This window comes from Bradyrhizobium sp. (assembly GCF_049798375.1).
Classification (GTDB): Bacteria; Pseudomonadota; Alphaproteobacteria; order Rhizobiales; family Xanthobacteraceae; genus Bradyrhizobium.
Genome location: NZ_JBARGP010000080.1, coordinates 1 through 9,962 on the forward strand (window position 1 = coordinate 1; position 9,962 = coordinate 9,962).

Below are 9,962 nucleotides of genomic sequence, written 5' to 3' on the forward strand. Positions count from 1 at the left end.
AGGCGAAGCCGTGATGGGTGTCCGGATAGACCTCGACCTCGGCCTTGGCCTCGCGCATGGCCTGCGTAACCTTGTCGATGATTTCCTGCGGCGCGTAGATGTCGGTCTCGGCGCAGGCGAAGTACAAGTCTGCCTTGGTCTTCGCGGCCGCCAGATGCGGGCTGTCGGGCTGATCGGTGGCGAGATGCGTGCCGTAGATCGAGGCGGCGGCCTTGACCTGATCCGGGAAATGCGTGGCGGCATTGATCGCGTAACGGCCGCTCATGCAATAACCGACGGTGCCGACGATCTGGGTGTTAGCGGCGGCCTGGCCTTCGGCATAGGCGAGGAGAGCTTTGGTGTCCTCCATCACCATCGGGATGTTGATCGAGGCCATCAGCTCGAACATGCGCTTGCGTTCCGGTGCTTCCGGATCGCTCGGCAACGGTCCGAGCTCCATCACGCCGGAGCGATAATAGAGGTTCGGCAGCATCACGTAATAGCCGGATGTCGCCAGCCGGCGCGCCATATCGCGCAGCTCTTCGCGGATCGCGGGCGCATCCATGTAGAACAGGATGACCGGGAAGGGGCCACCGCGCTCGGGATGGCTGATGAAAGTGGTGGTGTGGCCGTCCTTGGTCGGGATGTCGATCTGCTGGTCAATCATGCTGACTCTCAGCGTTTGCCGCGTCTTCAGGAATTCGTTGTGCACGCAATACGATGGCAAGGAAACCGCAACGTGACAAGGCGACGGCGGACTTGAATGTCACTGCGCAGATCGCCATTGTCGGATCAACAGCTGCGAGGCAACCGGGAGTTTTGAGATGACCCAGACCACCAATCGCTTTTTCGACGAAATTGGTCGCCTGATGAACGATGCGGCCGGCGCGGCGCAGGGCATGAAGCGCGAGGTCGATATGGTGATCCGGGCCCAGGCCGAGAAGATTCTGAACGACCTCGATATCGTCAAGCGCGAGGAGTTCGAGGCCGTCAAGGACATGGCCCGGCTGGCGCGTGAGGAGAACGAGGCGCTGAAGGCCCGGATCGCAGTATTGGAAAGCAAGCTCGGCGGCGCTGCCGGCGGGCCGGAGGGCACGCCGGCGGTCTGAAGCCAGTGCCCTCCGCAGTCGCCGGGGGACAAAATTCCCTTCATTTCCTTGTCATTTTGATGCTTTGCGGCTAGAACGCCGCCACGTCCACGCCCCCCGCACCCCTGGAGGCTTGTCGTGGACCTGACACGAGACCACGAAGATGGGCCGCGCTGCGGCCTTTAACTTTTTAGAAACAAGGACTTATGATATGGCGACCGTCAAGGAATTGAAGGCGACCGCCCGTCCGTCAGTCGGCAAGGGGGCCGCACGGGCAGAGCGTCGCGCCGGGAGAGTGCCCGGAGTGATCTATGGTGACAACCAGGCCCCCCTCCCGATCTCGGTCGAGGACCGCGAACTGCGCCAGCGGATTCTCGCGGGTCGGTTCCTGACCACGATCGTCGACATCAGCCTCGACGGCAAGAACCACCGCGTGATCCCGCGCGACTTCCACCTGGATCCGGTGCGCGATTTCCCGATCCATGTCGACTTCATGCGGCTCGGCGAAGGTGCGACCATCCGCGTCAGCGTACCGCTGCACGTGATCAACGGCGAAACTTCGCCGGGCGTGAAGCGTGGCGGCACGGTCAACATCGTCACCCACACGCTCGAGCTCGAATGCCTTGCGGAGAACATCCCGCAATACATCGAGGCGGACGTCGGTGCGCTCGAGATCAATCACTCGCTGCACATTTCCGACGTCAAGCTGCCGACAGGCGTCAAGACGCTGTCGCGCGACGATGCGACGCTCGTGACCATCGTGCCGCCGTCGGGCTATGGCGAAGAGCAGAAGGCGGCTGCGGCTGCTCCGGCGGCTGGAGCTGCTCCGGCGGCTGCCGCAGCGGCTCCGGCTGCTGGCGCCAAGGCGCCTGCTGCCGCAGCCAAGGCGCCCGCTGGCGACAAGAAGAAGTAAGCCGGTATCCAGCCGACGTCAGCAGGTGGGCCCATGGGCCTGTCCTGCTGACGCGGCGCACTGAACGAGCGTGGATGCCGCGTCATGCTGCTCTTTGTCGGCCTCGGCAATCCCGGCGCGAAATACGCGCGCAACCGGCACAATATCGGCTTCATGGCCGTCGATGAGATTGCGCGACATCATCGCTTTTCGCCGTGGCGCCGCCGTTTTCAGGGCGAGACGGCGGAAGGCACGCTCGAGTCCGAGCGGGTGATCCTGCTCAAGCCCACGACCTACATGAACGAGTCGGGGCGCGCCGTGCAGGAAGCCGCGAGCTTCTTCAAGATCAATGCTGGCGACGTCACCGTATTTCAGGACGAGCTCGAGCTGCAGCCGGCCAAGCTGCGGGTGAAGGTGGGCGGCGGCATTGCCGGCCATAACGGCCTGCGCTCGATCTCGGCGCATATCGGCAATGAGTATCGCCGCGTGCGGCTCGGGATCGGTCATCCCGGCGTCAAGGAACTGGTGCACGGCCATGTGCTGTCGGATTTCGCCAAAGCCGACATGCCCTGGGTCGAGGCGCTGTGCGAGGCGGTGGCCGACAATGCAGGCCTGTTGATCGGCAAGCGCGATGCCACCTTCGCCAACAAGGTGTATCTGGCGTTACAAGCCAAGGGATTTCTGGACAAGGGCGATGCGGCCGCTTCGTAGGCGCGTCGGCTCAACCAATAGTCAGGACGGATCATGGGATTCAAATGCGGAATCGTTGGATTGCCCAATGTCGGCAAGTCGACGCTGTTCAATGCGCTGACCGAGACGGCCGCGGCGCAGGCGGCGAACTATCCGTTCTGCACCATCGAGCCCAATGTCGGCGAGGTCGCCGTTCCTGATCCGCGGCTCGACAAGCTCTCTGCGATCGCCAAGTCGGCGCAGATCATTCCGACCCGGCTGACCTTCGTCGATATTGCCGGCCTCGTGCGCGGCGCCTCGAAGGGTGAGGGCCTCGGCAATCAATTCCTCGCCACCATCCGTGAGGTCGATGCCGTCGCCCATGTGGTGCGCTGCTTCGAGGATTCCGACATCACCCACGTCGAGGGCAAGATCGCCCCGCTCGCCGATATCGAGACCATCGAGACCGAGCTGATGCTGGCTGATCTCGACAGCCTCGAGAAGCGTGTCGACAATTTGGCCAAGAGGGCCAAGGGCAACGACAAGGACGCCAAGGAGCAGCTCGATCTGGTCAATCGCGCACTCGTGCTGCTGCGTGACGGCAAGCCGGCGCGGTTGCTGGAACGAAAGGCCGAGGAGGAGCGCGCCTTCGGCATGCTCGGCCTTTTGACCTCCAAGCCCGTGCTCTATGTCTGCAACGTCGAGGAAGGCTCGGCCAAGGAGGGCAACAACTTCTCGCGCGAGGTATTTGCGCGCGCCAAGGAAGAGGGCGCCGTTGCGGTGGTGATCTCCGCCAAGATCGAATCCGAGATTGCGACGCTCTCGCGCGAAGAGCGGGTGGACTTCCTGGAGACGCTCGAACTCGAAGAAGCCGGGCTCGATCGCTTGATCCGGGCGGGCTACCAACTGCTCGACCTCATCACCTATTTTACCGTGGGACCAAAGGAAGCGCGCGCCTGGACCATTCATCGCGGCACCAAGGCTCCGGCCGCGGCGGGCGTGATTCACACCGACTTCGAGAAGGGGTTCATCCGCGCCGAGACCATCGCCTATGCCGACTACGTCGCATTCGGCGGTGAGGCCGGGGCGCGCGACGCCGGCAAGCTGCGGCTGGAAGGCAAGGAGTACGTCGTCGCCGACGGCGACGTCATGCATTTCCGCTTCAATAATTGAGGTTCTGGCGCGGCCGGCGCTACCCGCGTGACGTGTGAGGCGATCCTTGTCGCTTTCCGGATCGACTGACATTTCGGACCGATTCGACATCGGGAGAGCCTGTCTGCGGCGATTTTGTCGCCACGGGCTTTGTGACAATCCCAGCAGCCGGAGGTTGCGGAGCTGTTGCGCCCGAATACCTTGCCGATATACTTGGAACCTAGCAGGGCGACGCCGTTGGGCGATCGGGCGGGGGAGATGGGGATATGCGGCGGGGATGTGTGCTTCTGCTCGTGGTCTTGTTGAGCGGCTGCGCTCCTGTGCAGCAGCAATCAGTGCTAACGACCCCGGTCGGGCGATCACTCGTGGCCGGCGTCGGAGACACCGTTCTCAGGGTGGAGGGCAAAGAGAGCCTGCCAAACATTGCCGGGCATGCCGATATTTTTGGACGCACAAGGCCAACGGGTCTCACGACAATCCAGTACGGCGGCCTGCAGGGCAACAAAGCCATTTTGCTTTGCAATGACGTCGTCATTCAATCGAACGCCACCACTTTGAACACCAGGGTCTCAATTGCCCCGACGGAGCAGCAGACCAGTATTTCCAACGTGGTCGGTTCCGCCCCCGCGTCCGGGACGGTGGCAACCGGCAGGACGGCTCATATTCGTCGTGTCCCCTTGGTCACCGTGAGCAGCCCGCAACCCACGATTCCTGTTCTCGTCGATTGGCGCGTCGATCCGCGCGTGCCTATGCTGGGACAGACCATCGTTATCGAAGCTGCGAATTCGACATCCCTGACCTATCACGTCGAGTGAAGCCGCGCCTGCGTGCGCGGCTCGTCACAAAAGGCAATGAGCTAGTGCAGCCGACCCTGTTCGCGGATCGCGCCGAGATGCTCGTTGATGCGGAACACGATCAGCACGAACTCCGCGACGATGCGCGAGAACACGATGCCGACGATGACGCCGGCGATCGAGGACAACAGCATCAGAAAACCGCCGAACGGGCTGATCGCCATCGCGGCCAACCCCGAGAAGATGCCAGAGACTCCGAACAGCACCACCAGCGCGATCACCAGCCAATAAAACGTCTTGATGATGGTGGGCGTGATGAAACGGTCCCACTGAAAGAGGTCGCGAAATTCGAACATCCTCATCCCCCGGCAACGCCGAATTGTAGTGCAAGTCTCTGGTCCGACAGCTCTGCGGTCCAGTCCCGTCCGGTGGTGGCGGTGAAGCCTCGCTCCGTTGTCTTTCCGGCAATATGGAGCACGAGCCATGCGAAGCGGGCGGGTTGTGATTGCTGCAAAGTGCGGCCACAATCAGGCTCCTTTCCGCAATTTCTCGATCCATGACCCTCACCTTCGAAGATTTTACGCAAGGCCGTTTCGGCAGCTTTGGTCCACGACACGTCTCGCGCGAGGAGATCATCGCCTTCGCCGCGGAGTTCGATCCCCAGCCGATGCATCTCGATGAAGATGCCGCGCGCGAATCAATGTTGCGCGGCCTGTCGGGATCGGGCTGGCATTTGTGCTCGCTGACGATGCGGATGCTGTTCGACGGTTTCATCAACCGTACCGCATCGCTCGGCTCGCCCGGCGTCAACGAGGTGCGATGGCTGTCCCCGTTGCGCCCCGGGGACGACCTCATGCTCGATGTCGATGTCGTCGAAGCGCGGGTGTCGAACAGCCGTCCCGAGACCGGAATTGTGACCTTCAAATGCACGGTGCGCAACAAAGCCGGCGACGCCCTGTGCGAGATGGTCTCGCCGATCATCGTCAAGCGGCGCGACGCCAACAACAAGGCGGGCTGATGCGATTCTTCGAAGATCTCAAGGTCGGGCAGCGTCGCGACATCGGCTCCTTCACCTTCACGGCCGAGGACATCAAGCGCTTCGCCGCCCAATTCGATCCGCAGCCCTTTCATCTCGACGAGGAGGCCGGCCGCAACTCGCTGTTCGGCGGCCTGGCGGCTTCCGGCTGGCATGTCGGCTCGGTCTGCATGAAGCTGCTGGTCGCGGACAATCAACGTCTCGCGCAGCTCGCGCGTGAGCGCGGCGAGGAGATCGCGGTCGGCGGACCGTCACCGGGCTTCCGCGAGCTGCGCTGGCTGAGGCCGGTGCTCGCCGGTGATACGATCAGCTTCGCAGGCGAAATCGAATCTCTGCGGGCATCGTCATCGCGTCCGGAATGGGGCATCATTCAGTCGCGCAACATCGGGACCAATCAGCGCGGCGAGCTGGCTTTCTCGTTTCTCGCTTCGGCCTTTGTACCAAGGCGGAACAATGGTTGAGGCGAAAAGGTCACTTCGCCTCGGATTGTGCAGGCGGAACAAACTTGGCGCTAACGCATTTTGAACCCCGACACTATAAGACTGCTCACAGCACACGACTTCTCGGGGACGAACATGGCGGATCGCGGCGGCCTGAAACTTGTTGGCTTTATCTTTGCCAGCGTGACGCTTGCAGTGATGCTGGCCACCGGCATGGTGGTGAAGGGTTATGCCGACGGCTCCTACTCACTCGAGACCACTGCGACCATCAGCGAGTAGTTAAGACTTCGTTAACCACGCGCGCAGATGCCGCACGTCGCGCATCCCGCCTACGGGTCCCTTGAACGGGATGAGCCTATCGGATCCAGAGCAGCACCAATGCTGCTATCGCGACCAGCAGCAATCCGACGAACCGCACCATGATGGTGCCGATCCGCTGCGGTGACTGCCGCAGGGGAATGGGGTCGGTGCTCTCCGGTCGGATCGTTTCCACAACAGCCCCTGCGTACGGGACACCGCCATCGCGGCGGGCCCAGTGCTTGGTCGCGGGCATGTCATCGAACGTTCAACCGTTTCCGAATATGAGCTCCAAGCTGTCCAAATCGAAACCGCCGCGCAGGCGGCCCGCGCGGCGGCAAATCGTTATGGGTGTTGGCTGGCGCGGCCTGCGCCGGACCAAACCTCAGCTGTTGCGCAGCCCGTCGGCGGTGCGCTTCCACTGCGTCACGTTCTCGGCGATCATGCGCGTGGACTTCATCGCGGCTTGGCTGAGCTGGGCGTAGCTCGAGATCTCGCGCTGGACGCGCTGGCCTTCGGCATGAAGCACGTCGCGCAGGCTTTCCAATTCCGCGATCAGGTTCTCGATCTCCGACAGCGAGGTGCCGGCGACGCGCTGGATCAGCGAATTGACGTTGGTGACGGCGGCGTCTGTTGCGGCGCCGTCGACCGCGGGCTCGGAGCCGGTCACCGACACCGGACGGCGCAGATAGGCGATATCATTGCGGACGAAATCGCGAATGCCGGCTTCGACTTCGGAGACCGCCGCCAGATCGCCGCCATCCAGCTCGGTTTCAGTTCCTTCGATCTTGTCCGGACGAATAACACTCATCGGCTAATTCCCTGTTTCGCGTGAAATCGAGCGCGGTGTCCCCGCACGGCGAACTAAGAGGCAACGCATCTGCACTGCCAATTTTGACCACATCGCGGCCAAGATGCGGCGGTGAATGGACGATTCCCGGCCCGCCACGCGGTAACCTTAAAGCCGCGGGGGTCCCTTAAAAGCGTCACCAGCTCTTCTTGAAGCCTGCGGTGATGCTCTTGCTGGTCGCGCCCTGCGCGGTCTCGCCGATCGAGCCCGACACCGTGACGCTATCGGTGAGCTTCTGCTCGGCGCCGATATGGCGCAGCCATTTGTCGTCGCCCGACGACAGCGTCTGCCCGGCCGAGAGGCTGGTGCCGGTGCCGTCCATCGAGAGCTTGGCGGACTGGTCGGTATCGAAGCTGCGGTTGGTGCGCGGCGCGGCTCCGGGCAGCGGCACCATGCCCTGCTGGGAGACGTTGTAGCCGTTCTGCAGGCTGAGCCTATATTCGTCGATCAGCGGCACTGCTTTGGTGATGGTGGCGCCGATCTTGCTCTGGTCGGAGCCCGGATCGACCCGCGCCTCGACCGCGGTCTTGTCCCAGATCGAGCCGGCGCCGGGCGCGGTGACGGCGGCCCAGGCGCTGCCGCCATTCTGCGACGCGCTGCCGCCGTTCTCGGCCTTCTCGGCCAGCAGCTCCGACATCGTGGTCGGCTGCCTGGTCACCGTCATGTCGGCGCCGATCCGGGTATCCCAGAACGGCGAGATGCTCTGCTTCACCGAGACGCCCGAGGAGCCGTCGGCACGGTTCTGGTTCGACCAGCTCAGGTCGGGCCCGCCTGCGGTTGCCCCCTTGCCGGATTTCGCTTTCGCACCCGGGTGGTCGGAAAAGCTGTTGGCGTCGACGACGATCTGGCTCCAATCGAGCTTGGACACGTCGACGTCCTTCATGGGCTCGGCCTCAGCGGTCTGCGCTGCCGGCGCATCCTCCGCCTCATCGTCGGCGCTGTCCTCGGGTGGCGGCGGTGGCGCGATCCGACCCCAAGGGGTGAGTTCCAGCGGCTTGGACGGCGGCGGCTGCATCAGGCTTTGCGCCAAGGCAGGTGGCAAAAGAAGGCCGACGCCGGCTGCGACACACAGCACCAGCGCGCAATCGCGAACTGTCATGGAAGTCAAACCCCGCCCCTCGGAAATTCTTGCCGAATTATGGTCGAATCCTGGCGCCAAAAATGTGGCGATGAGATTCACGTTGTTGTGCGATGCACAAAATATTCAAGGTCAGCTCAAGGTCGGACATAGGCCTGATCGCATCGCGCACCGCTGCCTCTCCGCGGAACCCGAATGCGCGGCGGCGGTTAATGGATGAAATCCTCTCCCGGAGCATCGCATCATGAAGACCATCATCGCATTGTCGGTTGCCGCGCTGGCGTTGGCCTCGACGCAGGCCGCCGAGGCCAAGGGCTGCATCAAGGGCGCCATCGTCGGCGGCGTCGCCGGCCACTATGCCGGACATCACGGCATGCTCGGTGCCGCTGCCGGCTGCCTCTATGGCCGTCACCGCGCCAACCAGCAGGAGCGGGACCAGGATCGTCAGCAGCAACAGCAGAGCCAGGTGAACGACCGCGGCCGCATGTAACCCGGGAGCTGACACGGTCAACTCGACACATCTTCAACGGCCGGGGCTGGTCCGTGGCCGTTCGATTCGTTGCGAAGACGGCTAGGCAAACCAGGGCCAACGAGGTTCGCATGACCAAACCGCTCGACAAGACCATCCCCCCGGTGCCGGACGACAACCAGAGCCACAAGGGTCCGGGCAGCGCGCCGGCGGTGCCGCTCGACACCACGCGAGGCCATCGCGACGACGAAAAGCACAATATCCGCGAGCAGGCCGCGCACGGCAACCTCTCCCAGAACACCAGCCATCGACGGTCCGGCTGATGGCACGCCGTGGTGGCCGGGATCGCCACGTGACATCGCTCACGGTGACGGCGGAGATTGTTGAATAGCGTGTCCGGCATGACGTCCTCGCCGAGGACTAAACGGGACCGCCATGACCGCCATCGTCGCTCCGAAGTCGCCTTTCGCCAACTGGCTCGAAGGCGTCATCCTCACCGCCATCCTGCAGGGATTGCCCACCTATGCCGGCGCCGCGCTGATGCTGCGGCTTGCTCGGCAAGATCTGGTCCGTCCAGAATGGGGCGCCATCAGCTTCGTGGTCATCGCGACGATCGCCCATGCGTTGCTCACGCCCTTGCTCTCGGGACCTCGCTGTCGCATGATTTTCAAGTATGGATACGAACCGCTATTCTTCGATCCTCTGCTGCCGTTGGCCGACAAGGTCGCTCAATGGCGCGCGCAGCCGCGGGTCTCGGTGCAACTGGTGACGTCAATCATCATGATGTCGCTGCTCGCAGTCGCGGCACTGAGCATGAGGTAGACGGGCGCCCCCTGTCGATGCCATCGTCAATTCCTATTCACGCGCTCAAATAGCTATTGCTTACTTCGCCGTCCGCGAAAGCGGGCGATCCAGTATTCCCCAGGCAGCCGTGATTGACCGAAAGGCCGCGGCGTACTGGATGTTCCGCATACGCGGAGTATGACGATGAGATATGGCGTGACGTCCTCGCGACACATAGGCGTCCGAGCTATGAGCACATCTGACCCTCTAAAGCGTAGAGGGCGCAGGGAAGGCCGGGTGCCGACCGCACCCTGGTCCGCGTGCAACAAAAAGCACGCGGCAGAACCACAGGCTCAGCCGAGATCGCCCTTGGGCTCAGGCGGTCGTCGCAACACCGGTTCGTTTTCTTTTCACCGGGATCAGCAAGGCGTCAAG

At 63.0% G+C, this 9,962-nt stretch carries 16 protein-coding genes; 11 read left to right on the plus strand and 5 right to left on the minus strand.

Translation table 11 applies throughout. The annotated features are described in order from the left end of the window. On the minus strand, positions 1-646 hold a 646-nt coding region (locus WA702_RS03580), incomplete at its 3' end, for a dienelactone hydrolase family protein (RefSeq protein WP_425109151.1). A 157-nt stretch (positions 647-803) separates the two neighbouring features. Here WA702_RS03580 and WA702_RS03585 point away from each other — a divergent pair. From WA702_RS03585 to WA702_RS03605, 5 genes are all read left to right on the plus strand, one after another. After that, positions 804-1,088, plus strand: a complete 285-nt coding sequence (locus WA702_RS03585) for an accessory factor UbiK family protein (protein WP_425109152.1) — start codon at positions 804-806, stop codon at positions 1,086-1,088. 190 nt (positions 1,089-1,278) lie between these two features. Continuing rightward, complete coding sequence (locus tag WA702_RS03590; RefSeq protein ID WP_425109153.1) at positions 1,279-1,980, plus strand: 50S ribosomal protein L25/general stress protein Ctc; 702 nt, start codon at positions 1,279-1,281, stop codon at positions 1,978-1,980. Between the two features lie 84 nt (positions 1,981-2,064). Next, the gene (pth, locus tag WA702_RS03595) at positions 2,065-2,670 is read left to right on the plus strand and encodes an aminoacyl-tRNA hydrolase (protein WP_425109154.1); all 606 of its coding nucleotides are present in this window, start codon (positions 2,065-2,067) and stop codon (positions 2,668-2,670) included. Positions 2,671-2,703: 33 nt separating this feature from the next. Beyond that, positions 2,704-3,801, plus strand: a complete 1,098-nt coding sequence (ychF, locus tag WA702_RS03600) for a redox-regulated ATPase YchF (RefSeq protein ID WP_425109155.1) — start codon at positions 2,704-2,706, stop codon at positions 3,799-3,801. Between the two features lie 344 nt (positions 3,802-4,145). Continuing rightward, positions 4,146-4,595, plus strand: a complete 450-nt coding sequence (locus WA702_RS03605; RefSeq protein WP_425109156.1) for a hypothetical protein — start codon at positions 4,146-4,148, stop codon at positions 4,593-4,595. Positions 4,596-4,636: 41 nt separating this feature from the next. Here WA702_RS03605 and WA702_RS03610 read toward each other — a convergent pair whose 3' ends face one another. Continuing rightward, positions 4,637-4,930, minus strand: coding sequence for a DUF4282 domain-containing protein (locus WA702_RS03610; protein ID WP_425109157.1), 294 nt, complete (start codon positions 4,928-4,930; stop codon positions 4,637-4,639). Positions 4,931-5,130: 200 nt separating this feature from the next. On the opposite strand from WA702_RS03610, the gene WA702_RS03615 reads away from it, so the two are divergent. The 3 genes from WA702_RS03615 to WA702_RS03625 all read left to right on the plus strand — a co-directional run bounded on the left by WA702_RS03615 (position 5,131) and on the right by WA702_RS03625 (position 6,329). Further along, positions 5,131-5,592: a MaoC family dehydratase gene (locus WA702_RS03615; RefSeq protein ID WP_425109158.1), complete on the plus strand. Its 462-nt coding sequence runs from the start codon at positions 5,131-5,133 to the stop codon at positions 5,590-5,592. Further along, positions 5,592-6,071, plus strand: a complete 480-nt coding sequence (locus tag WA702_RS03620) for a MaoC family dehydratase (RefSeq protein ID WP_425109159.1) — start codon at positions 5,592-5,594, stop codon at positions 6,069-6,071. The genes WA702_RS03615 and WA702_RS03620 overlap by 1 nt, the downstream gene beginning before the upstream one ends. A 114-nt stretch (positions 6,072-6,185) precedes the next feature. Next, positions 6,186-6,329 (plus strand): hypothetical protein, encoded by a 144-nt coding sequence (locus WA702_RS03625; RefSeq protein ID WP_425109160.1) that lies wholly within the window; start codon positions 6,186-6,188, stop codon positions 6,327-6,329. Positions 6,330-6,405: 76 nt separating this feature from the next. Here the strand turns inward: WA702_RS03625 and WA702_RS03630 are convergent, their stop codons facing one another. The 3 genes from WA702_RS03630 to WA702_RS03640 all read right to left on the minus strand — a co-directional run bounded on the left by WA702_RS03630 (position 6,406) and on the right by WA702_RS03640 (position 8,296). After that, positions 6,406-6,603, minus strand: coding sequence for a hypothetical protein (locus WA702_RS03630; protein ID WP_425109161.1), 198 nt, complete (start codon positions 6,601-6,603; stop codon positions 6,406-6,408). A 129-nt stretch (positions 6,604-6,732) separates the two neighbouring features. Next, complete coding sequence (locus WA702_RS03635) at positions 6,733-7,158, minus strand: hypothetical protein (protein WP_425109162.1); 426 nt, start codon at positions 7,156-7,158, stop codon at positions 6,733-6,735. A gap of 175 nt (positions 7,159-7,333) precedes the next feature. Continuing rightward, the gene (locus WA702_RS03640) at positions 7,334-8,296 is read right to left on the minus strand and encodes a hypothetical protein (protein ID WP_425109163.1); all 963 of its coding nucleotides are present in this window, start codon (positions 8,294-8,296) and stop codon (positions 7,334-7,336) included. A 223-nt stretch (positions 8,297-8,519) separates the two neighbouring features. Between WA702_RS03640 and WA702_RS03645 the strand changes: the two genes are divergently transcribed. The 3 genes from WA702_RS03645 to WA702_RS03655 all read left to right on the plus strand — a co-directional run bounded on the left by WA702_RS03645 (position 8,520) and on the right by WA702_RS03655 (position 9,566). After that, a complete protein-coding gene (locus tag WA702_RS03645) occupies positions 8,520-8,765 on the plus strand; it encodes a hypothetical protein (RefSeq protein WP_425109164.1) in 246 nt (81 codons plus the stop codon). Between the two features lie 110 nt (positions 8,766-8,875). Next, a complete protein-coding gene (locus tag WA702_RS03650) occupies positions 8,876-9,067 on the plus strand; it encodes a hypothetical protein (protein ID WP_425109165.1) in 192 nt (63 codons plus the stop codon). Between the two features lie 112 nt (positions 9,068-9,179). Next, positions 9,180-9,566, plus strand: a complete 387-nt coding sequence (locus tag WA702_RS03655; protein WP_425109166.1) for a hypothetical protein — start codon at positions 9,180-9,182, stop codon at positions 9,564-9,566. The last annotated feature ends 396 nt before the right edge of the window (positions 9,567-9,962 follow it).

Excerpts from the sequence above, each read along its gene's own strand:
- WA702_RS03585 (WP_425109152.1), top strand. The coding sequence starts at position 804 with ATGACCCAGACCACCAATCGCTTTTTCGACGAAATTGGTCGCCTGATG.
- WA702_RS03590 (WP_425109153.1), top strand. The coding sequence starts at position 1,279 with ATGGCGACCGTCAAGGAATTGAAGGCGACCGCCCGTCCGTCAGTCGGC.
- pth (WP_425109154.1), top strand. The coding sequence starts at position 2,065 with ATGCTGCTCTTTGTCGGCCTCGGCAATCCCGGCGCGAAATACGCGCGC.
- ychF (WP_425109155.1), top strand. The coding sequence starts at position 2,704 with ATGGGATTCAAATGCGGAATCGTTGGATTGCCCAATGTCGGCAAGTCG.
- WA702_RS03610 (WP_425109157.1), bottom strand. The coding sequence starts at position 4,930 with ATGTTCGAATTTCGCGACCTCTTTCAGTGGGACCGTTTCATCACGCCC.
- WA702_RS03615 (WP_425109158.1), top strand. The coding sequence starts at position 5,131 with ATGACCCTCACCTTCGAAGATTTTACGCAAGGCCGTTTCGGCAGCTTT.
- WA702_RS03620 (WP_425109159.1), top strand. The coding sequence starts at position 5,592 with ATGCGATTCTTCGAAGATCTCAAGGTCGGGCAGCGTCGCGACATCGGC.
- WA702_RS03625 (WP_425109160.1), top strand. The coding sequence starts at position 6,186 with ATGGCGGATCGCGGCGGCCTGAAACTTGTTGGCTTTATCTTTGCCAGC.
- WA702_RS03630 (WP_425109161.1), bottom strand. The coding sequence starts at position 6,603 with ATGCCCGCGACCAAGCACTGGGCCCGCCGCGATGGCGGTGTCCCGTAC.
- WA702_RS03635 (WP_425109162.1), bottom strand. The coding sequence starts at position 7,158 with ATGAGTGTTATTCGTCCGGACAAGATCGAAGGAACTGAAACCGAGCTG.
- WA702_RS03640 (WP_425109163.1), bottom strand. The coding sequence starts at position 8,296 with ATGACAGTTCGCGATTGCGCGCTGGTGCTGTGTGTCGCAGCCGGCGTC.
- WA702_RS03645 (WP_425109164.1), top strand. The coding sequence starts at position 8,520 with ATGAAGACCATCATCGCATTGTCGGTTGCCGCGCTGGCGTTGGCCTCG.
- WA702_RS03650 (WP_425109165.1), top strand. The coding sequence starts at position 8,876 with ATGACCAAACCGCTCGACAAGACCATCCCCCCGGTGCCGGACGACAAC.
- WA702_RS03655 (WP_425109166.1), top strand. The coding sequence starts at position 9,180 with ATGACCGCCATCGTCGCTCCGAAGTCGCCTTTCGCCAACTGGCTCGAA.